Here is a 20631-nt window from a genome sequence, read left to right on the forward strand (position 1 = left end):
GCATCATCAGGCCGGCGACGGACTCCGCACGGTCAGACCTGGGCCCCGTTGGTCGGGTCGGCACCGTCCGGCGGGCCCTGCCGGACGCGCAACAGCAGCAGCGCGATCCCCGCCGCGAGCGCGAGCATGCCGAGCGGCGTCGCCACCGCTCCGGACAGGCCGACGATCGACGGCGCGATCAGCAGCAGCAGTCCGAGTACCAGCAGAACCAGCACGACCACGGCGCCCTTGCGCGGTTTCGGCAGCGGCGGCGGTTCCGGTGGGACGAAGTGGTCGTCGGGATCGTCGTCGTCGCCCGGTGCCGGGCCGAACAACGTCTCGTCCCACGCGATCGGGCTGTCCCGCCACCCGTCACCGCGCGAGCCCGGCGCGGCCGCCGCCGGACCGCGGCCGTCGTCGTCGCCGTCGCGGCCCTCGGGATCGGGGTCGGGGCGCTCCGCGAGCGCGCCGCCACCCCGGTCGTCCCCGCCGGGTCCGTCGAACCCCTGCCCGTCGGACCCCTGCCTATCGAAATCCTGCTTGTCGAACCGCTGCTCGTCGAAACCCGGTTCGTCGAAACCCTGCGCACGGAGGTCCGCGACGATCTCCTCGAACGTCGCGTCGACGTTCTCCGGTCCGTCGGAGCCTGGTCTGCTCACTTGGTCCCCACCTGCCTGACCGCGGCCGCGAACGCGCTGCCGCGTTCGAAGAGAAGCGGCGCGTCGCCATCGAGGGTGGCGACGCGAAAGCCGTTGTGCAAGGCGACGTCGGAAGCCCATGCCGGATCGGTACCGACGCCGGCCCGAGGTCCGGTGAACCCGGGAGACCACGGCACCCCGGTGCGTCCGGCCCTGGGGTTCCGGCACGGTTCGGCGGCGGCAAACACGGGCATACCGCAGGTCCCTTCGTCGCCACGGGTGATCGGGTGCCATCGTCGCACGGCGGCCCGGCGCGCGGGCCGGAAGCGCCGTCACTCCCCGCCGGTGGGGAGAGCCGATGGTCGCGGTGCCGCGGCCGGTGTGAGATAGATGGTGGTTACGACCCCGCGGTTGTGGCGGTGCACACGGCGTTCGTACTGTGATCGTTTCGGTTGGGTGCGGAGATGAGGAGGCGCGGCCCGGTGGTGTATCGGCTGCTCAAATACGTGTTGCTCGGCCCGCTGCTGCGGCTGCTGTGGCCGACGAAGGTCACCGGCACGGAGAACATCCCGGCCGAGGGCGGCGCCATCATCGCCAGCAACCACCTCGCCGTGGCCGATTCCTTCTTCATGCCGGTGCACGTGCGCAGGCGCGTGACGTTCCCCGCCAAGCAGGAGTACTTCACCACGCCCGGCCTCAAGGGGCGCCTCCAGAAGTGGTTCTTCACCGCGTCCGGGCAGTTCCCGATCGACCGGTCCGGCGCCTCGGCCGCACAGGCCGCGCTCGACACGGGCGTCCGGCTGCTCGCCGAGGGACGGCTGCTCGGGATCTACCCGGAGGGCACCCGCTCTCCCGACGGGCGGCTGTACAAGGGCAAGACCGGCGTCGCCCGCATCGCACTCGAGGCGCAGGTGCCGGTCATCCCCGTCGCCATGATCGGCACCGACAAGGTCAACCCCATCGGCTCGAGGATGTGGTGGCCGCGCAGGCTCGAGATCCGGTTCGGGGAGCCGCTCGACTTCTCACGCTACGAGGGACTCGCGGGTGACCGGTTCGTCGAACGGTCGATCGCCGACGAGATCATGTACGCGCTGATGGAGCTGTCCGGCCAGGAGTACGTCGACGTCTACGCCGCCAAGGCCAAGGAGGAACTGGGTGAGGCGGTGCCGCTGCACCCGCAGGCGGGCGACGTCGGCGGACGGGGCCGGTCGCGTGCCGACGCGGCCTCGCCGCGGATGTCGGAGAGCCGCGCCGGCTGAGCACCTGCGCCGGCTGAGCACCTGCGCCGGCTGAGCACCTGCGCCGCAGGGGAGGCACGCCCGGCGCCGCACGGAGCGGCCCCGGTACGGCGCGGACCGCTCCCGGACCGGCTCACGCGTCCCAACGAGCCGCCCGTTACGGTGCTGCGGTGCGATTCTTCTACGACACCGAATTCATCGAGGACGGCGTGACCATCGACCTGGTGTCGATCGGTGTGGTGGACGAATCCGGACGCAGCTTCTACGCGGTCTCGACCGAGTTCGACCCGGACAAGGCCGGCAAGTGGGTCCGCGAGAACGTGCTGGACAAGCTGCCGTCACCCGCGGACAAGGCCTGGCGCAGCCGCGACCGCATCCGGGAGGACCTGCTCGAGTTCTTCGGCAAGCCGTCGGACGGTATCGAGCTGTGGGCCTGGTACGCCGCCTACGACCACGTGGCGCTGGCCCAGCTGTGGGGCGCGATGCCCACGTTGCCGCGGCAACTGCCCCGGTTCACGCGGGACCTGCGCCAGCGCTGGGAGGACGTCGGCAAGCCAACGCTGCCCAAGCAACCGGCCGACGCCCACGACGCGCTCGCCGACGCTCGGCACAACCTCGAGCGGTGGAAGGTCATCGAACAGGTGCGCCTGCGCTCCGGCTTCGCCGGTTGACCGGGCGCGGGGGACATCGCCCGCGCCCGGCCGTTCCGGCCTGCCTGCGAGCCGGTCAGCCCCGGCGGGTGCGTACCGCTGCGGCGAGATCGTCGAGCAGCGACTCCGTCGTGGTCCAGTCCAGGCACGCATCGGTGATGCTGCGTCCGTAGTCGAGGTCGGCCGCGCGTCCGAGGGTCAGGTCCTGCCTGCCGTCGGCGAGGAAGCTCTCCAGCATGAGGCCGGAGATGCCGGGCTCGCCCGCCGCGATCCGCTCGGCCAGCTCCGTCACGACCCCGGCCTGGCGCACGTGGTCCTTACCGCTGTTGCCGTGGCTGGCGTCCACGACGACGCGTTCGGGCAGCTGGGCCTTCCGCAGGCGGGCGAGCGTGTCTGCGACCGTGTCGGGGTCGTGGTTCGGGCCCGTGCTGCCGCCGCGGAGGATCACGTGACAGTCCTCGTTGCCCGCCGTGGTCAGCAGCGCGGACACGCCGTCGGTGGTGATGCCGGGGAAGACGTGGCTCGCCGCGGCGGCCCGGGTGGCGTCGACCGCGACCTGCACGTCGCCTTCGGTGGAGTTCTTGATCCCCACCGGCATCGACAGCCCGCTGCAGAGCTGGCGGTGCACCTGACTGGCCGCGGTGCGCGCGCCGACGGAGCCCCACGTCACGACGTCGGCGATGTACTGGGGAATGATCGGGTCGAGGAACTCGCAGCCGACCGGAAGGCCGAGCGCGGAGACGTCGAGCAGCAACTGGCGTGCGAGGCGCAGGCCCTTGTTGACGGCGAAGCGGCCGTCGAGGTCGGGATCGTTGATCAGGCCCTTCCACCCGAGCGTGGTGCGGGGCTTCTCGAAGTACACGCGCATCACGATGTGCAGCTCGCCGCTGACCTTCTCGGCGTGCGCGGCGAGTCTCCTGGCGTAGTCGAGTGCGGCGTCGGCGTCGTGGACCGAACAGGGTCCGGCGACCACCAGCAGGCGGTCGTCACGGCCGGACAGGATGTCGACGGCGGCCTCGCGGCCCGCGGTGACCGTGCGGGCGACGGCGTCGTCGACGGGGTGTTCCTGGCGCAGCAGTGCGGGCGACATGAGCGGGCTGACGTGGGTGATGCGATGATCGTCCAGGCCGGTGCCCGCCTGGGAGGCCGCCGTGGCTGCCGGCATCGTTGCCGCCGTGGGATCGGGGGATGCCGTGGTCGGCAGAGTGGCCATCGGGGTGACTTCCTTTCCGCAAGCCGCCCCGGAAACCACCGAGCCGGCTCGACGTCCGGCTCGAAGTGGGTGTGGTCAGCGCACGGTCACGCCGACCGGCCCACTCCGGGCCGGCCAGGTAAACCAGTAATAGCGCTGCATGTCCTGGACCATAGCAGAGGCTAACCTCGCTTTATCGGTCCAGTGACCCATGTCTACCTCGGACGGGACTGCGCGCCGGGCACTCAGGAGAAGAGCAGGGCTGTGTCCGTCAGGGTGGCGACAACGACGCTGACCACCAGCAACGCGCTCCGGTGTCGCCACCGCGATGGTAATCGCCCCGCGCGCATCCCCGCGTGAACGGCGACTCCCAAGCAGCCGACGACGACGGCCGCGCCACCTGCGATCAGCGGGATGCTCGGGCCGGTACACGACACTGAGTCCGCCGTGCAGGCGCGGAACGGGCCGCCTCGTCCGCTCGCGTCGGAGGATCCTGCGGCCAGCAGCGCGAGCAGGAATCCGAAACCGTGCACCGGAGCGAGCAGGACCATCAGCGCCACCGTTGTGGTGCCTCCTTTCAGGGGTCGCGGCGTGGCGCCGCGCCGCGGGTCCGCGTATTCGGGCGGTGGGTCGAGAGGCGGGACATCCGGCATACCGCGAAGATCGGCTCGGGAGCGGGTGTCGTTAGCCGCGGCGTATCGATGTCGTTGCCTGCTGCACCGATCCAGTGATGTGTGTCTATCCTGGGCGCACACAGTGAGGTGCGTACTGCGGAGGGTGGAACTCGATGCGCGTGGGTGTCCTGACCGGTGGCGGCGACTGTCCCGGACTGAACGCGGTGATCCGCGCGGTGACCCTCAAGGGCACCGGGGAACGGGGCTGGGATGTCGTCGGATTCCGTGACGGCTGGCGTGGCCCGCTCACCGGATCGATGCGCCCGCTCGGTGTCGACGACGTCGAGCCGATCCTCACCCGCGGCGGCACGATCCTGGGCTCGTCCCGTACCAACCCGTACGCCGACGGAGGCGGAGCGGAACGGATCCTGGAGGTGCTGGCCGCGGAGCACGTCGACGCGCTGATCGCCATCGGCGGCGAGGACACGCTCGGAGTCGCGGAACGGCTGTGCCGGGAAGGCGTGAACGTGGTCGGCGTCCCGAAGACGATCGACAACGACCTCGGCGCCACCGATTACACGTTCGGCTTCGACACCGCGGTGCACATCGCCACCGAAGCGATCGACCGGCTCCACACCACGGCGGAATCACACCACCGGGCCCTGGTCGTCGAGGTGATGGGCAGGCACGCCGGGTGGATCGCACTCCACTCCGGTATGGCGGGCGGGGCGAGCGTCATCCTCGTGCCGGAACGGCCGTTCTCGATCGAGCAGGTGGCCGGGTGGGTGCAGTCCCGGTTCGAACGTGAGTACGCGCCGATCGTCGTCGTGGCGGAGGGGGCACAGCCCGCTGACGGGGCCGAGGTGCTGCAGACCGGCGAGAAGGACGCGTTCGGGCACGTGCGGCTCGGCGGCGTCGGCCAGTGGCTGGCCGACGAGCTCGCCCGGCGGACCGGCAAGGAGTCGCGCGCGGTGGTCCTCGGGCACACCCAGCGCGGCGGCACGCCGACCGCCTACGACCGCGTGCTCGCCACGCGATTCGGCTTGCACGCCGTGGACGCGGTCGCCGACGGGGATTTCGGCACGATGACGGCTCTGCGCGGCACCGACATCGTCCGCGTGCCGCTGACGGAGGCCACGGCAGAGCTGAAGACCGTTCCCGCCGAGCGCTACGCCGAGGCGGAGGTCTTCTTCGGCTGATGCCGCCCGCCGGTCCGGACGTGAACCGGCGGGACGGCGGGGCGGGCGGTTCGGATCGGGTCACGAGCCCGTCCGCGGCGACGGCGGGCCCCATCGGCCGCGGTCGCACGCTGGTCGAGGCGCCGGCAGATCCTGATCTACGCTGGGCGGGAGGAACCCCCGCAGCTGCCGGCGCGGTGTGCCCGGCCGGGCGCCTCCGAGTCGGGGGCCGGCGACGAGGAGGAGCGGTGTCCGCTGGGAAGCTCCGTACGGATTCGCGTGCCCCGCTGCGCGAGCAGGTGCGCAACACGCTGCACGCACGCATCGCCGAGGGAGAGCTCCGGCCGGGTGATCGCCTGCTGGAGTACGACCTCGCCGACGAGTTCGGCATCTCCCGGGTTCCGGTGCGCGAGGCGATTCGCATGATGCAGAGCGAGGGACTGCTGGAGGTGCTCCCTCGCCGGGGCGGCGTGTTCGTCCGGAGTCTGAATCGGCGCGAGATGGAAGAACTCTTCGACGTGCGGGAAGCACTCGAGGTGCTCGCGGCGCGGCGGGCGGTCGAGCAGACGGGCCCGGAGGGCGCAGCGCGCATGGGCGAACTCGCCGAGCAGGCCCGCGCGGCGCTGCGGGCGGGGGAGACCGAAGACATGTTCCAGGCCAACGCGGCGTTCCACGACGAACTCGTCGCGCTGGCCGGCAACGGACTGCTGATGTCGATGCTGGAACCGCTGCACGGCCGGCTGGCCTGGTTGTTCCGGTTGAATCTCGAGCCGGAACGCGTGTGCCGCGAGCACGAGGAGTTGCACGCCGCCATCGTTCGGGGCGATGCCGAGGCCGCCGCCGAGGTCGCTCTGCGGCACGTCCGCTCCAGTCGGCGGATGGTGCTCGACCACATCGTGGACGGTGTCCCGGACGCGCCGGATCCCGGCGGCGTCTGAGCCGCCACCGCCGGCCGCACGGGTGCTCACGGCGTGGCCGCGCGCGTCACACCTGCTGCTGCGGCGGGGGCCAGCCGGTCATGTTCTTGCCGCGCCGCGGCGCGTACGTGCGGACCTTCGAGGTGCTCAGTTCGAGGCGCACGAGTGACTCGGCGATCGTGACCGCCGCGGTCACCCCGTCGACGACGGGGGCCCCGGTGCGTTCCACGACACGTTCGGCGAGCCCCGACATCCCGCCGCATCCCAGGCAGATGACCTCCGCCCGGTCGTCACGCACCGCGGCGACCGCCTGTTCGGCGATGGCGTCGACGGCGGCGTGCGGGTCGCGCTCGAGGTCCAACACGGCCATCCCGCTGGCACGGACCGACGCGCACCGGGCGTCGAGGCCGGCGAGGGTGAGCCGGTCCTCGATAAGCGGAACGGTGCGGTCCAGGCTGGTCACGACCGAGTAGGTGCGGCCGAGGAACTGGGCGGTGCTCGCGGCCGCTTCGGTGATGTCGACGACGGGGACGTCGAACAGTTCCTGCAGGCCCTCGCGGCCGTGCTCGCCGTAGCCGGCCTGGATGATGGCGTCGAACGGCTCGGGGTAGGCCCGAACCCGTTCCATCACCGCGATCGCGGCGAGGTGGCTCTCGTAGTTGCCCTCGACCGACTCCGCACCGAAGGACGGCGTCAACGCGACGATCTCGGTGTCGGCCGACGCAGCGGTCGCCGCCTGCTTTCCGATGGATTCGGTGATCGAGGCAGTGGTGTTGACGTTCACGACAAGAATGCGCATCGCTGGTTGTCCCTCACGGCTTTCCGGTTTCGTCGAGGCGGTCACGGTTGGTCGGAGCCGTGGCTATTCCGAGGCCACGGCCATGGACTCACCGTCCACGTCGCGCGCATCGGCCTGGCGTTCGCCGATGACGACGTAGAAGACCGCACCGAGCAACGCCCCGATGAACCAGGAGAACCCGGAGACGGCACCGAAGACGGGCACCAGCGCCAGCACCACGGCGATCGCCGCGGACGGGACGAAGGCCCACACCGCCTTGGGGTTGTAGCCGCGCCGATAGTGGTATTCGCCCTGTGCATCCTCGGTGTAGAGATCCGGCACGTTCACGCGGGTCCTGCGCAGCAGCCAGTAGTCGGCCATGATGACGCCGAAGAGCGGGCCGAGCAGCGCGCCGAGCCCACCGAGGAAGTAGTTCACCACGACGGGGCTGTTGTAGAGATTCCACGGCAGGATGGCCAGGCCGATGAGCGCGCTGACGAGGCCGGCGCGGCGGAAGTTGAGCTGCCGGGGGAAGAGGTTGACGAGCGTGTAGATGGGCGCCACGAAGTTGGCGAGCAGGTTCACCGCGATCGTGAGGACGATCAACGCGATCGACGCCGCGGCCAGCAGGAACATGTTGGGGATCGTCTGCACGATGTCGGTGGGGCTGGTGATCACGCGTCCGTTCAGCTCGAACTGAGCTCCGCTGAGGACGACCACGATGACCGCGAAGAACAGCATGTTCACCGGGATCCCGACCAGGTTCCCGCGGACGATCGAACGGCGGCTCTTGGCCGAGCGCGTGAAGTCGCAGAAGTTCAGCACGAACGTTCCGTAGATCACGACCCAGAGGGCGGCGCCCTCCAGGATCTGCAGCCACATCGCGCCACCGGTCAGCGGGTCCGACGTCGACAACGACATCGATCCGCCCGCTTCGATGAACAACCAGATCGCCAGGCCGCACATCGTGATGAGCGTCGTCGGCGCCGCGATCGCCATGTACTGGCGGATCACGTGCATGCCGTAACTGACGATGACGACCTGAATCACCCAGAGGGCGAGGAAGGTGATCCAGCCGAGCAGTGACAATCCCAGCACCGACTGGTTCTCCAGGGCCTGCATCGCGGGGAACATGGCCACGAGCAGGGTGCTGAGCACGGCCGAGGCGAGATACGTCTGGATCCCGAACCACGCGATGGCGACCAGCCCGCGGACGGCTGCCGGTATCTGCGCGCCCTTGACCCCGAAGGCGATCCGGCTCATGACGGGAAACGGCACGCCGGTCTTGTGCCCCATGTAGCCCGACAGGTTCAGCAGCACGAACAGGAACGCGGACGCGAGGGCGAAGGCCGCGAGGATGCCCCACACGTTGAGTCCGATCGCGAACAGGCCGATCGCGAAGGTGTAGTTCCCGAGGCTGTGCGCATCGTTGGCCCAGAGCGTGAAAACGTTGTAGGCGCCCCAGGGGCGGCCTTCCCGTTTCGTCGGGGCGAGATCGTAACTGTACAGGCGGGAGCTGGCGGCTCCGCGGGATTCCGCGGCCGGTTGCTCGTCCATGGTCGTCATTGACCTGCCTCCAAGTTTCCGCTGGGCAGTGTTCGGTCCACTCGTCGTCGGCGCAGTTCGGCGGGCTCGCCGCGCGGGTGGCGGAAGGCCGCTCGTGCCTGGCGGTTCGGAGGCCGAGTCGGGTCTCGCCGCTGCGAGCAGCGGGTAGGGCCGGGATGTGGCAGAGTATTTCGTTATGCGGAAGTATACTTTCGTAGTACGCGGGGGACGCTAGCCATGCCGGCCAGCCGCGTCAAGACTGGGCATCGGCGTGATCTAGGTTCGGTTCCGTGGCGTTCACGGGATTCGGCGAGTACGCGATCGACTTCTACGACGGCCTGGTGGCCGACAACTCGAAGCCGTACTGGAACGCCAACGTCGAGATCTACCGCCGCGACGTGCGCGGGCCGATGGAGGACCTGCTCGCCGAGCTGGCCGACGAGTTCTCCGACCTGGGCGAGCCGAAGGTGTTCCGCCCGTACCGTGACGTGCGGTTCGCCAAGGACAAGACGCCCTACAAGACCCATTGCGGCGGCGTGATCGAAGCGGGCCGCGGTGGGGGCGCCTGCTACGTCGAGGTCGGGCCCGCCGGTCTGCGGGCCGGCGGCGGGTGTTTCCACCTCGCCCCCGACCAACTGGCCCGGTTCCGACGGGCGGCCGACACCGACGCGGCAGGCCGTGCGCTCGAGCGCATCCTCGACGAGCTGCGTGGGAAAGGCTGGCAGATAGCCGGGGAGACCCTCCGGACCCGTCCGCGCGGCGTGCCGGCCGACCATCCTCGCCTCGACCTCCTGCGGCATCGCAGGTTGTACGCGATCCACACGTGGGAACCGGACGACACGCTCCACGAACCGGACTGTCTCGACCGGGTGCGCCGCGCATGGCGGCAGGTGCGGCCGCTCAACGAGTGGGCGCGCGATCACGTCGGGGTGAGTACGCAGCCGCGCCGCTGACCGGCGTGTGAGCGGGCACGCCACGCGCCGCGGCACGCGGAGACCGGATCGGTCAAGACGAGACGGCGGCGACCGTCTAGGCTGTGCAGGCGTGAGCCGACGAGCGAAGATCGTATGCACCCTGGGCCCCGCAACGGCGACGGCGGAGAAGGTCCGAGACCTCGTCGAATCGGGGATGGATGTCGCCCGGATGAACTTCAGTCACGGCGACCACGACGACCACAAGCAGGTCTACGACCTCGTCCGTTCCGCCGGGGCCGAGACCGGCAGGGCCGTCGGTATCCTCGCCGACCTGCAGGGCCCGAAGATCCGGCTCGGCACGTTCGCCAGTGGCCCCGTCGAATGGCGCACCGGCGACACGGTCCGCATCACCGTCGAGGACGTGGTCGGTACCCACGACCGCGTGTCCACGACGTACAAGGGCCTGGCCGAGGATGCGAAGCAGGGCGACCGGCTGCTGGTCGACGACGGCAAGGTCGGCCTGACGGTCGACGAGGTCGACGGGTCGGACGTGGTGTGCACCGTGACCGAGGGCGGCACGGTCAGCAACAACAAGGGCGTGTCCCTGCCGGGCATGGCCGTGTCGGTGCCCGCGCTGTCCGACAAGGACGTGGCGGACCTGGAGTTCGCACTCGAACTGGGCGTCGACTTCATCGCGCTGTCGTTCGTCCGTTCGCCTGCCGACATCGACCTCGTCCACCAGGTGATGGACCGGGTCGGCAAGGGCAGGGTGCCGGTGATCGCCAAGCTGGAGAAGCCGGAGGCGGTCTACAACCTCGAGGCGATCGTGCTGGCCTTCGACGGCCTCATGGTGGCGCGCGGCGACCTCGGCGTGGAACTGCCGCTCGAACAGGTGCCGCTGGTGCAGAAGCGGGCCATCCAGATCGCGCGGGAGAACGCCAAGCCGGTCATCGTCGCGACGCAGATGCTGGACTCCATGATCGGCAACTCCCGGCCGACCCGTGCCGAGGCCTCCGACGTCGCGAACGCGGTGCTCGACGGCGCGGACGCGGTCATGCTCTCGGGCGAGACGAGCGTCGGCCGGTACCCGATCGAGACGGTGCAGACCATGTCGCGGATCGTCGAGGCGGTCGAATCGGATCTGCCCGCGGTGCCGCCGCTGTCGCACGTACCGCGCACCAAGCGGGGCGTGATCTCGTACGCGGCCCGCGACATCGGCGAGCGGCTCAACGCGAAGGCGCTCGTGGCCTTCACCCAGTCCGGCGACACGATGCGCAGGCTCGCGCGACTGCACACCCGGTTGCCGCTGCTGGCGTTCACCCCGTTGGAGAGTGTGCGCAGCCAGCTGGCGCTGACCTGGGGCACCCACACGCAGCTCGTGCCGAAGGCCGACTCGACGGACCGGATGATCCAGCAGTGCGATCGGGCGATGATCGAGACCGGCCGGTATCAGCCGGGCGACCTGGTGGTCATCGTCGCCGGTTCGCCGCCGGGAACGGTCGGATCGACCAACCTCATCCGGGTCCACCGGCTCGGTGAGGACGACCACGCCTGACCGTGTCCGGCAGCTCGCGCGTCGGCGGCGGTGAAAGAATCGGGCCATGACGGAACTGGCGCGCGCGGCGGCATCGGAACCCGGCGACGACTCGGGCGGCGGTCAGCCGGTGCTGGACCGGCTGGTGAATCTCCTCGACCTCGAGAAGATCGAGGAGAACATCTTCCGCGGCGTGAGCCCGCCGAACTCGCCGACTCGCGTGTTCGGCGGGCAGGTCGCGGGTCAGGCCCTCGTCGCCGCGGGCCGCACGGTGCCGTCCGAGCGACACGTGCACTCGCTGCACGCCTACTTCATCCGCGGCGGTGATCCGGCAGTCCCGATCGTGTACGAGGTCGACCGCGTGCGCGACGGCCGGTCGTTCACCACCCGGCGGGTCACCGCGGTCCAGCACGGCAAGGCGATCTTCACCTTGTCGGCGTCGTTCCAGCTGGCCGAGGACGGTGTCGAGCACGCGGGGGAGATGCCGGACGTGCCGGCTCCGGAGACCTTGCCGACGCTCGCCGAGCGGGTCGCGCCCTACGCCGACACCCTCGCGATGCGTGCCGGCCCCCGGCCGCTGGACATGCGGTACGTCAACGAGCCGCCGTGGGTGACCCGCGAGACCGGCGGTTGGGAGGGCCGCAACCGGGTGTGGATGAAGGCCGACGGCGTGCTTCCGGACGACCCGCTGCTGCACGTGTGCGTGCTGACCTACGCCTCGGACCTCACGCTGCTGGACTCCGTGCTCGCCGAACACGACGTGTACTGGGAGTTCGACCGGGTGCTCGGAGCGAGTCTCGACCACGCGCTGTGGTTTCACCGGCCGTTCCGGGCCGACGAATGGTTCCTCTACGACAGCACCTCGCCGACCGCGTCCGGCGCACGCGGCCTGGCCACGGGGCGGTTCTTCGCCCGCGACGGCGGCCACATCGCCACCGTCGTGCAGGAGGGTCTGGTCCGCGTCCTGTAGGCCCGTGTTCCATAGGCCCGCGCCGTCGGCTCGTCGGCGGTCGGCTCCGGGGTGGCCACGTTTCGCGCGGTGCGACGGCGGACCGCCGTTCCCCGCGCCATTCGCAGGAATGCAATTTGCAGTTCTGCGAATGGTGTGATCCTTCGTCGCCGATGTGATTCACCGGCACCTACTTTTCGCGCGCTCGGTGGTTAGATGGGGCGCGGCGACGAGGTGGAGGTGAGTGATGACGCGTGGTCAGGGACCGACCGTGCGCCGCCGCAGGCTGGCCGGGGAACTGCGCAGGCTGCGGGAGGCCGCGGACCTGACGATCGACGACGTGGCCGAGCGGCTGGAGTGCTCGGCGTCGAAGGTGAGCCGGGTCGAGACCGGCAACGTCGGCGTGACGCCGCGGGACGCGCGGGACATGCTGGGGGTGTACGGCGTCACGGGCGAGGAGGCCGACGCGCTCGTCCAGCTGGCGCGGGAGGCACGGAAACGCGGCTGGTGGCACGCCTACAACGAGGTCTTCACCGGTACGTTCGTCGGGCTCGAAGCGGACGCCGCCTCGCTGCGGGCGTACCAGGCGCTGCTCGTCCCCGGCCTGCTGCAGACGCGCCGGTACGCCCGTGCGGTGATCCGCGCGATGCGGCCCGACGCCACCGAGAGCGAGGTCGATCGCAGGGTCGAGGCGCGGCTGGAACGGCAGGCGCTGCTGCAGGACGCCCATCCGCCCGAGTACTGGGCCGTGATGGACGAGGCCGTGCTGCATCGCGCCGTCGGCGGCGTGGAGGTGATGGCCGAGCAGCTGTGGCGGATGCTCGACGTCGCGGCGTTGCCGCACGCGACGATTCAGGTCGTGCCGTTCGACGGTGGCGCCCATCCGGGAATGGAGGGACCGTTTCTCATTCTCGGTTTTCCGGAACAGGCGGATCAGGACGTCGTCTACGTCGACAGCACGAATGGCGGGCTGTATCTCGAGGACGGTGCCGAGGTGCATCGCTACGCGCTCATGTTCGACCATTTGCGCGCCGCGGCCGCCAAGCCCGATGATTCGCTCGACATGATCGAGGCCGCCGCGCGGCGGTTCGAGAAGCACGACAACTGAACCGGATCGACAAGGAGAACACATGGCCAGCGCCCTGTCCCACGCCAGCGGGCCGGACAGCTCGCACCGGATCGACCCCGGCGCGCTCGCATGGCGCAAGAGCAGCTACAGCGGTGGCGGCAACGACTGTGTCGAAGTGGCGTTCACTCCCGGCGGAACGGCGGTGCGGGATTCGAAGAATCCCGCGGGCGGCATGCTGCGCATGACGGCGTCCGAGTGGGACGTGCTGTTGACGGCCGCACGCAGCGGCATCCTCGACCGCCGGTGAACCCTTACCCGCAGCGGTCCGGGTAAGGGGCGGGTAAGGGCCCGCGGGGGCGGCGATCCGACGTGATCGCCCGATGCCGCGGGCCCGGCCTTACGGCGATCGTCTCGTTCACAGTCACCCGTGAACGAGGGAGTACCGCATCATGACCCGCAACCGTGCCCACGAACCCCGGTTCGACCCGATCCGCGCGGAGACCGACTACCGCGCGGAACAGCTCTGCCGCGCGCGGATCCGCACCAGCCGCCGGACGCCGCGCCGGCCCCGGTGGCCGCGCCGGGCAGCCCGCGCGGCGCGAGCGTGAACGGTCCCGCCGATGCGCGGAACCGGCTGCGACGGTGATCTGGACCCCCACGGCGGCGCCGTGCGCGAGAATGCCTCCGTGTCTCGTCCGGGTACGTCGGTTCCACTCATCGGCCGCGACGCCGAGCTGTCCCTGCTGCGCGCCGCCTTCGACAGGGCGTGCGAGGGCGACGCCGGTGCGGTCCTGGTGGCCGGGGACGCCGGGGTGGGCAAGACCCGGCTGCTGGCCGAGCTCACCGACCACGTGACCGGGGCCGGTGCGCTCGTCCTGCCGGGCCGCTGCCTCGACCTGCAGTCCGGCGGCCTGCCGTACCTGCCGGTCGTCGAGGCCCTCGGCCGGCTGATCGGTGACGACGCGGCCGAGCCCGCGCTGCGGAGCAGGCCCGCACTCGGCCGGCTCCTGTCGTGGCTGTCCGACTCGGCGGCGCCGGTCCTGACCCCGGCCTCGGCGCCCGGTGACGATCTCGCCGGCATCTTCGGCTCGTCCGCGGCGGGCGACGTCGGCCAGCTGCAGTTGTTCGAGGCCGTGCTCGGGCTGCTGGGTGAACTCGCGGCCGCGCGGCCGGTGGTGCTGGTCCTCGAAGATCTGCACTGGGCCGACGCCTCGACCCGCAAACTGGTGTCGTTCCTGGCGTCGCGGCTGCGCGGGCAGCGGTTGCTCGTGACGGTCAGCTATCGGGGCGAGGACGTCCACCGCAGGCATCCGCTCCGCGGGGTGCTCGCCGAGCTGGCGCGCCTGCCGCAGGTCGAGCGCCTGGACCTGGGCCCGCTCGAGCCCGGTGACGCGCGTGCGTTCGTCACGGCGCTGGCAGGCGAGCAGGTGCCGCCCGCGGTCGTGGACGAACTGGTTGCACGGTCGGAGGGCAACGCGTTCTTCGCCGAGGAACTGGTCGCGGCGGGCGGCCCGTCGGGTGAGATCCCCGTCGGCCTGGCTGACCTGTTGCTGGCGAGGGTCGAACGGCTGGGATCGGGCACCCGCCGCGTGCTGCGGTGTGCGGCGGTCGCCGGCGACGGGATCGGCCACGCCGCGCTCGCCGCCCTCGCAGGCAGCGGGCAGGAGGACATCGAGGAGGCGTTGCGCGAGGCCGTGCACCATCACGTTCTCGTGGCGGGGGACGGCACCTACCGGTTCCGGCACGCGCTGCTGCAGGAAGCGGTCTACGCCGATCTGCTGCCGGGGGAGCGGAGCAGGCTGCACGCCGCCTACGCCGCGTGGCTCGGCGAGTGCGAGAGCCCCTGGCGGGGCCGGGACGCCGCCCTGGCGCACCACAGCCTGCGGGCGAAGGACTTCCCGCTCGCGTTGAACGCGGCGGTGCGCGCCGCCGACGAGGCCGAGCGGCTCGGTGCCCCCGGCAGCGCACTGCGGCACCTCGAACAGGCGCTGGACGTGCTGGACGTCGTTCCGGTGGCGCAGCGTCCCGACGTGGCCGAGTCCACGTTGCTGGCCCGCGCGTCCGCGTGCGCCTCGGTGTCGGGGGAGCCGGACAGGGCGATCGCGTTCGCCCGCGAAGCCGTCGACCGGTTGCCCTCCGACGCCGTGCCTGCGCGGGCGGTGCTCGCATGGCACCGGCTCGCGGAGGCGTCCGCGGCGCTGGACAGCACGTTCGACGAGGCCGTCTCGGCGATCGAGACGGCGGGGCGGCTGCTCGCCGAGGGCGGCGACGCCGTGCCTGCGCGGGACCGGGCGGCGGTACTGGAGACGAGGGCCCGGTTGCTGCGTGTCTACGACCGGCACGACGAGGCGCGGGTCAGTGCGGAAGAGGCGCTCGACTGTGCCCGCCGCGCGGGGGCGGAGGCCGTCGAACTCTCGGCGCTGGTCGTGCTCGGCGCGCTCGCCGACACCGCGGGAGACCCGGCCGAGGCGAGGACGAGGCTCGCCGAGGCGAGGCGGCGGGCCGGCGTTCTCGGGGCGGCCGACGTCGAGGCGCGCGCCGGGTATCTGCTCGCCCTCAGCCATGAGGACGCCGGTGACCTCGAACCGGCGCGGGAGTTGTACGGCGACTGCCTGGCCCGCGCCGAGGACGCCGGTCTGGCCTGGAGCGGGCTGGGGATGAGCCTGCGGGTCCGGTACCTGGCCATGCGGTTCACGACGGGACGGTGGCCCGCCGACGACGACGTCCGGGACGGCGGCGGGAAGGACGGCGGCGGGAGGGACGGCACGGCCCCCTCGACGACCGCGGAGGCGTTCGTGGGTGCCGGGCAGGTCGACCTCGACGTGGCACGGGGACGGTTCGCCGAAGCGGCCGAACTGGTGGAGCGGCTCCGCCGGCACCGGCGGTCGGACCTGTGGATCACGCTGTCGGCGGCGGCGGGAGGGGCCACGCTCGCGTACTGGCAGGGCGATCATGCCGACGCGGCCGCCCGCGCACGGGAGGGCCTCGACTGGCTCGACGAGGACTTCCCGTGGTCGCCGGCCGGCTTCCGCGTGGGCGCGCTCGGGGTCGAGGCCTGCGCCGCGTGGGCGGCGACGGCGCGCAGGAACGGCGAGGATCCGGCCCCCGCCGTCGCCGAAGGGGAGGCACTGCTCGCGCGGGTGCGGGCGTCTCGCGCACGTGCCGTCCCGCGTTCGGTGTCACTCGGACCGGAAGGCCGGGCGTGGCTGGCCCGTGCCGACGCGGCCGCCACCGGGCTCGTGGGCCCTGCCGATCCGGAGGCGTGGCGCGAGACCGTGGCCGCGCACGACTACGGCGCGGTCTACGACCGGGCCGTGTGCCGGCTGCACCTCGCCGAGGCGTTGCTCGCCGCCGACCACAGGGACGGGGCGGCGGCCGAGCTGACGGCGGCCCACGAGGTCGCGTCGGAACTCGGGGCGATCGCGCTGCGGGACGCGCTCCGTGCCCTGGCCCGGCGCGGTGGCCTGGCCGTCTCCGGTCTCCCGGCCGCCTCGCCCGCCGGGGTGCTCACCGGCAGGGAACGGGCCGTGCTCGACCTCGTCGCCCTCGGCCGGACCAACCGGCAGATCGGCGAGGAGCTCTACATCAGCGAGAAGACCGTGAGCGTGCACCTGTCCCGCGCCATGGCCAAGCTCGGGGTCCGGCGCCGGGCCGAGGCCGTGGCCGCCGCCTACGGCCGCGGGTTGTTGGGAGAGCCCGGCTGAGGCGAGCGCACCGGGCGCGTGCGGGCGCGCGTCAGCGGCGCGGGAGCCGCCGCAACGCCGCGATACCGGCCGACATGGCCTTGGCCCACAGCCGCGGCGGCATCCCGCGGAACGGGCGCAGCCGCAGGCCGCGCTGCACGGCGACCGCCTGGGCCTCGGTGTACTTGAGCAGCCCCTCGGCGCTGTTGCGCCTGCCGACGCCGGACTCCTTCATCCCGCCCATCGGCACCCCGACCGTGCCGAACGTGGCGGCGTAGCCCTCGTTGACGTTCACCGTGCCCGCCTTGATCCGGCGGGCGACCTCCTCACCGCGGCGGGCGTCGCGCGTCCACACGCTCGCGTTGAGGCCGAACTCGGTGTCGTTGGCGCGCGCTACCGCCTCGTCGACGTCCGAGTAGGGGTACACGGCCACGACCGGGCCGAATGTCTCCTCGCGGAACAGCGTCGCCCGCTCGGTGACGCCGGTGAGCACGGTCGGTTCGTAGAACAGCGGACCCAGGTCGGGCCGCGGCCTGCCGCCCGCGACGACGGTCGCTCCGGCCGCGCGCGCGTCGTCCACGTGCGCCTGCACGGTGGTCAGCTGGTCCTGCGAGGTGAGTGAGCCCATGCCGGCGTGGTAGTCGAGGCCCGCGCCGAGTGTGAGTGCCTCGGTCCGTTCGGCCAGGGCGCGGACGAAGTCGTCGTGGATGCTCTCGTGCACGTAGATCCGCTCGACCGACACGCACAGCTGGCCCGCCGACGAGAAGCACGCGGTGACGGCTCCGGCGGCGGCCGTGCGGACGTCGGCGTCCGGGAGTACCACCATCGGGTTCTTGCCGCCGAGTTCGAGCGAGTAGCCGGTGAGCCGCTCGGCGACCTGCCCGGCCAGCCGCTTGCCCGTGGGCGTCGAACCGGTGAAGCACACGTAGTCCGACTCCTCGACGATCGCGTCGCCGATGGCCGAGCCCCGTCCCAGCACGATCTGCCAGACGTCGGCGGGCAGCCCCGCCTGTTCGGCGAGTTCGTGCAGCCACAGCGCCGACAGTGCGGTCTGGTTGTCGGGCTTCTGCACGATCGCGTTGCCTGCGGCGAGGGCGGGCAGCACGTCCATCGCCGTCAGCGCGAGCGGATAGTTCCACGGTGAGACGATCCCGACGACGCCCTTGGGGTGCCGGATCTCGGAGGCCTTCGTCAGTACCGGCAGTGCACCCGCGGCACGGCGCGGCGCGAGCAGCCGCGCGCTGTGCTTGCCGTAGTAGGAGGCGACCAGCGCGGTCGCGCTCACCTCGTCGAACGCGTCGATCCGCGCCTTACCCGCCTCGACCTGCACCAGGTCGAGCACCTCTTCCTGGTGGGAGAGCACCAGGTCGGCCAGCCGCAACAGCACGCGCTGGCGTTCCCGCGCGGGCCATTCGGCCCACGACGGCTGCACCTCGCGTGCCCGGGTGTACACGCGCCGGACCTCGGCGTCGGCCGCCTGTGGCAGCGGCGCGACGGGCATCCCGGTGAACGGTGCCGACATCGTCACCGGTGCCGCGTCCATTCCGGTGGCGACCCTGCGGGTCAGCTGTTCGGCACGCCGCCGGGCGGGCGCTCCGGAAACCCCGCCGATGGGGTCGGCGGGTCCGGCCGTGGGGCCGGGCTGGCTGGGCGTGTTCGGCACGGTGCTGGTCACGGGAGCCTCCGGAGAGCCAAAAACTGTTACTCGCGAGTAATACCCTACCGTCGGGTGCAACCCCCCGCAGTGCGGTGGGGGAATCGCAGGGACGTCACCCGCCGGAGCCGCGGTGTCACCCGCGGCGTCCGTCACTCGCCGAAGTGCAGGGTCGCGATGCGTTTCCACTCGTCGAGCAGTTGTTGCCGGCGGCGCGGATCACCGCCGAGTTCGGCGTCGAGTGCCAGCCCCCGGGTGAGGTTCACGGTCAGCCAGAACAGCGTCTGCATCCGCTCCTCGGGCAGGTCGCCGGACAGTCCCGTCAGCAGTTCCAGTGTCGACCGGCCGAGCGCGCGGTCGACGGGCCGGATCGCGCGCCGCAGCTCCGGGTCGGTGCGCGCGGCGATCCAGAGTTCCATCGCGGCCGTGGCCAGGGTGCCGGAGTAGGAGTCCCACAGCAGGTCGATCGCGGCGGCGATGCGGTCCGGCCCTTCGGGCAGGTCCCTGGCCTCCGGCGCACTCCTGCGCTGCAGCCGGATCGTCAGCTGCTCCACGGCGGAGGCCATCAGATCGGATTTCGCGGCGAAGTGGTGCTGGAACGCGCCTTTCGAGACCCCGGCGCGGGCGCAGATCTCCTGCATCGACGTGCGCGGGTACCCCAGCTCCACGAGGCATTCGATCGTGGCGTCGAGCAGGGCCGCGCGGGTCTGTGCGCGCCGCTCCGCCTGGGTGCGGTGCGAGCGCGCGGACGAGGGCGGTGTCGACGACGACGGCGGTGTCGGTGGCGTCGTGGTCATGAGCGCGTCACCTGTGGCCCCTTTACCGGCTGGGACGGTGGTTGTAGATTCCGCCCGGAACTTACATTCCAGCCGGAATGTTTTCCACCCCAGTGCCAGGTGATCAAGGAGGCCCGCCGTGCCGCTGCAACTGCCCAGGAGTCCGTGGCTGACCGAGGAGCTCGACGACTTCCGCGAGATGGCGCGGTCGTTCTGCCAGAAGGAGCTCACGCCGCATCAGGACCGGTGGATCGAGAACAAGCAGATCGACCGCGAGGTCTGGACCAAGGCCGGCGAGGTGGGGCTGCTGTGCCTGTCCGTTCCCGAGGAGTACGGCGGCGGGGGTGGCAGCTTCGCGCACGAGACGGTGCTCTACGAGGAGCAGGCCCGCAGCGGTGACAGCGCGTGGGGCGTGTCCGTGCACAACGGCATCGTGGCCCACTACCTTCTCGCGTACGCGGCGGAGGAACGCAAGCGCGAGTGGCTGCCGAAGCTCGCGAGCGGGGAGTGGATCGGCGCGATCGCCATGACCGAGCCGGGCACCGGGTCGGACCTGCAGGGCATCAAGACGCGCGCGGTGCGCGACGGCGACGAGTACGTCATCAACGGCGCGAAGACGTTCATCACCAACGGCGCGATGGCCGACTTCGTCGTCGTGGCCTGCAAGACCGATCCCGATCCCGATGCCGGGGCCAAGGGGATGTCACTGATCGCCGTCCCGACGTCGGTGGCGGGTTTCCGCCGCGGACGCGTGCTCGACAAGATCGGGATGAAGGGCCAGGACACGGCCGAGCTGTTCTTCGACGACGTCCGGGTGCCCGCCACCAACCTGCTCGGGGACCAGGAGGGGCTGGGCTTCTTCCAGCTGATGCAGCAGTTGCCGCAGGAGCGCCTGCTGATCGCCGTCACCGCGGTCGCGGGCATGGAGGCGGCGGTGGACCAGACCATTGCCTACACCCACGAGCGTGAGGCGTTCGGCAGGCCGCTGTCGAAGTTCCAGAACACCAAGTTCACCCTCGCCGACGCCGCCACCGAGGTGGCCGTGTCCCGCGCGTTCCTGGACCAGTGCATCGAACGGCACCTGAAGGGCGAGCTCGACGTGCAGGGCGCCGCGATGGCGAAGCTGTGGACCACCGAACGGGCCAATCGCGTCATCGACGACTGCGTACAGCTGTTCGGCGGCTACGGCTACATGACGGAGTACCCCGTCGCACGCGCCTGGGCCGACATGCGTATCTCGCGGATCTTCGGCGGGACCAGCGAGATCATGAAGGACATCATCTCCAGGACGCTGTGACCCGGCCCGGGGCGGAAAGGTGACAT

General features: G+C 71.2%; 19 protein-coding genes. 12 read left to right on the forward strand and 7 right to left on the reverse strand.

Features of this window, described 5'->3' with window-relative positions; translation table 11 throughout:
* Positions 1-32: 32 nt before the first annotated feature.
* Entirely contained in the window at positions 33-638 is a 606-nt protein-coding gene (locus LY12_RS05685) for a hypothetical protein (RefSeq protein ID WP_253853722.1), read from the reverse strand.
* A 461-nt stretch (positions 639-1099) separates the two neighbouring features.
* Here LY12_RS05685 and LY12_RS05690 point away from each other — a divergent pair, with 461 nt between their 5' ends.
* Together LY12_RS05690 and LY12_RS05695 are read left to right on the forward strand one after the other, a co-directional pair.
* Entirely contained in the window at positions 1100-1876 is a 777-nt protein-coding gene (locus LY12_RS05690) for a lysophospholipid acyltransferase family protein (protein ID WP_253853723.1), read from the forward strand.
* Positions 1877-2025: 149 nt separating this feature from the next.
* Entirely contained in the window at positions 2026-2526 is a 501-nt protein-coding gene (locus LY12_RS05695; protein ID WP_253853724.1) for a polyadenylate-specific 3'-exoribonuclease AS, read from the forward strand.
* A gap of 55 nt (positions 2527-2581) precedes the next feature.
* Here LY12_RS05695 and LY12_RS05700 read toward each other — a convergent pair whose 3' ends face one another.
* Positions 2582-3670, reverse strand: coding sequence for a 3-deoxy-7-phosphoheptulonate synthase (locus LY12_RS05700; RefSeq protein ID WP_253854929.1), 1089 nt, complete (start codon positions 3668-3670; stop codon positions 2582-2584).
* Between the two features lie 272 nt (positions 3671-3942).
* A complete protein-coding gene (locus LY12_RS05705; protein ID WP_253853725.1) occupies positions 3943-4257 on the reverse strand; it encodes a hypothetical protein in 315 nt (104 codons plus the stop codon).
* 227 nt (positions 4258-4484) lie between these two features.
* Between LY12_RS05705 and LY12_RS05710 the strand changes: the two genes are divergently transcribed.
* Entirely contained in the window at positions 4485-5510 is a 1026-nt protein-coding gene (locus LY12_RS05710) for a 6-phosphofructokinase (protein WP_253853726.1), read from the forward strand.
* Positions 5511-5737: 227 nt separating this feature from the next.
* The gene (locus LY12_RS05715) at positions 5738-6427 is read left to right on the forward strand and encodes a GntR family transcriptional regulator (protein ID WP_253853727.1); all 690 of its coding nucleotides are present in this window, start codon (positions 5738-5740) and stop codon (positions 6425-6427) included.
* A gap of 46 nt (positions 6428-6473) precedes the next feature.
* Here the strand turns inward: LY12_RS05715 and LY12_RS05720 are convergent, their stop codons facing one another.
* Both LY12_RS05720 and LY12_RS05725 read right to left on the reverse strand, forming a co-directional pair.
* Complete coding sequence (locus tag LY12_RS05720) at positions 6474-7205, reverse strand: aspartate/glutamate racemase family protein (RefSeq protein WP_253853728.1); 732 nt, start codon at positions 7203-7205, stop codon at positions 6474-6476.
* A 63-nt stretch (positions 7206-7268) separates the two neighbouring features.
* Positions 7269-8750 (reverse strand): NCS1 family nucleobase:cation symporter-1, encoded by a 1482-nt coding sequence (locus tag LY12_RS05725; RefSeq protein ID WP_253853730.1) that lies wholly within the window; start codon positions 8748-8750, stop codon positions 7269-7271.
* Between the two features lie 269 nt (positions 8751-9019).
* Between LY12_RS05725 and LY12_RS05730 the strand changes: the two genes are divergently transcribed.
* From LY12_RS05730 to LY12_RS05760, 7 genes are all read left to right on the forward strand, one after another.
* On the forward strand, positions 9020-9682 hold the full coding sequence (locus LY12_RS05730; RefSeq protein WP_253853731.1) for a DUF2461 domain-containing protein: 663 nt from the start codon (positions 9020-9022) through the stop codon (positions 9680-9682).
* Positions 9683-9773: 91 nt separating this feature from the next.
* Positions 9774-11198, forward strand: a complete 1425-nt coding sequence (gene pyk, locus LY12_RS05735) for a pyruvate kinase (RefSeq protein WP_253853732.1) — start codon at positions 9774-9776, stop codon at positions 11196-11198.
* A gap of 46 nt (positions 11199-11244) precedes the next feature.
* The gene (gene tesB / locus LY12_RS05740; RefSeq protein WP_253853733.1) at positions 11245-12147 is read left to right on the forward strand and encodes an acyl-CoA thioesterase II; all 903 of its coding nucleotides are present in this window, start codon (positions 11245-11247) and stop codon (positions 12145-12147) included.
* Positions 12148-12373: 226 nt separating this feature from the next.
* Positions 12374-13234, forward strand: a complete 861-nt coding sequence (locus tag LY12_RS05745) for a helix-turn-helix domain-containing protein (RefSeq protein ID WP_253853735.1) — start codon at positions 12374-12376, stop codon at positions 13232-13234.
* A 22-nt stretch (positions 13235-13256) separates the two neighbouring features.
* Positions 13257-13502, forward strand: coding sequence for a DUF397 domain-containing protein (locus tag LY12_RS05750; RefSeq protein WP_253853737.1), 246 nt, complete (start codon positions 13257-13259; stop codon positions 13500-13502).
* 142 nt (positions 13503-13644) lie between these two features.
* Positions 13645-13803 (forward strand): hypothetical protein, encoded by a 159-nt coding sequence (locus LY12_RS05755; RefSeq protein WP_253853739.1) that lies wholly within the window; start codon positions 13645-13647, stop codon positions 13801-13803.
* A gap of 78 nt (positions 13804-13881) precedes the next feature.
* Entirely contained in the window at positions 13882-16899 is a 3018-nt protein-coding gene (locus tag LY12_RS05760) for a helix-turn-helix transcriptional regulator (protein ID WP_253853741.1), read from the forward strand.
* A gap of 31 nt (positions 16900-16930) precedes the next feature.
* Here the strand turns inward: LY12_RS05760 and LY12_RS05765 are convergent, their stop codons facing one another.
* Positions 16931-18553: a succinic semialdehyde dehydrogenase gene (locus LY12_RS05765; RefSeq protein ID WP_372493452.1), complete on the reverse strand. Its 1623-nt coding sequence runs from the start codon at positions 18551-18553 to the stop codon at positions 16931-16933.
* 131 nt (positions 18554-18684) lie between these two features.
* Positions 18685-19329 carry a TetR/AcrR family transcriptional regulator gene (locus tag LY12_RS05770; protein ID WP_253853743.1) on the reverse strand — a complete coding sequence of 215 codons (645 nt, stop codon included), beginning with the start codon at positions 19327-19329 and terminating at the stop codon, positions 18685-18687.
* A 118-nt stretch (positions 19330-19447) separates the two neighbouring features.
* Here LY12_RS05770 and LY12_RS05775 point away from each other — a divergent pair, with 118 nt between their 5' ends.
* Complete coding sequence (locus tag LY12_RS05775) at positions 19448-20605, forward strand: acyl-CoA dehydrogenase family protein (RefSeq protein WP_253853745.1); 1158 nt, start codon at positions 19448-19450, stop codon at positions 20603-20605.
* Positions 20606-20631: the final 26 nt, after the last annotated feature.

The sequence above is a fragment of the Prauserella alba genome, assembly GCF_024171735.1.
Taxonomy (GTDB): domain Bacteria; phylum Actinomycetota; class Actinomycetes; order Mycobacteriales; family Pseudonocardiaceae; genus Prauserella; species Prauserella alba.

What these genes read in the sequence shown, in the direction of transcription:
- LY12_RS05700 (WP_253854929.1), bottom strand. Translation starts at nt 3,670, where the DNA reads ATGCCGGCAGCCACGGCGGCCTCCCAGGCGGGCACCGGCCTGGACGAT.
- LY12_RS05710 (WP_253853726.1), top strand. Translation starts at nt 4,485, where the DNA reads ATGCGCGTGGGTGTCCTGACCGGTGGCGGCGACTGTCCCGGACTGAAC.
- LY12_RS05720 (WP_253853728.1), bottom strand. Translation starts at nt 7,205, where the DNA reads ATGCGCATTCTTGTCGTGAACGTCAACACCACTGCCTCGATCACCGAA.
- LY12_RS05725 (WP_253853730.1), bottom strand. Translation starts at nt 8,750, where the DNA reads ATGACGACCATGGACGAGCAACCGGCCGCGGAATCCCGCGGAGCCGCC.
- tesB (WP_253853733.1), top strand. Translation starts at nt 11,245, where the DNA reads ATGACGGAACTGGCGCGCGCGGCGGCATCGGAACCCGGCGACGACTCG.
- LY12_RS05745 (WP_253853735.1), top strand. Translation starts at nt 12,374, where the DNA reads ATGACGCGTGGTCAGGGACCGACCGTGCGCCGCCGCAGGCTGGCCGGG.
- LY12_RS05750 (WP_253853737.1), top strand. Translation starts at nt 13,257, where the DNA reads ATGGCCAGCGCCCTGTCCCACGCCAGCGGGCCGGACAGCTCGCACCGG.
- LY12_RS05755 (WP_253853739.1), top strand. Translation starts at nt 13,645, where the DNA reads ATGACCCGCAACCGTGCCCACGAACCCCGGTTCGACCCGATCCGCGCG.
- LY12_RS05770 (WP_253853743.1), bottom strand. Translation starts at nt 19,329, where the DNA reads ATGACCACGACGCCACCGACACCGCCGTCGTCGTCGACACCGCCCTCG.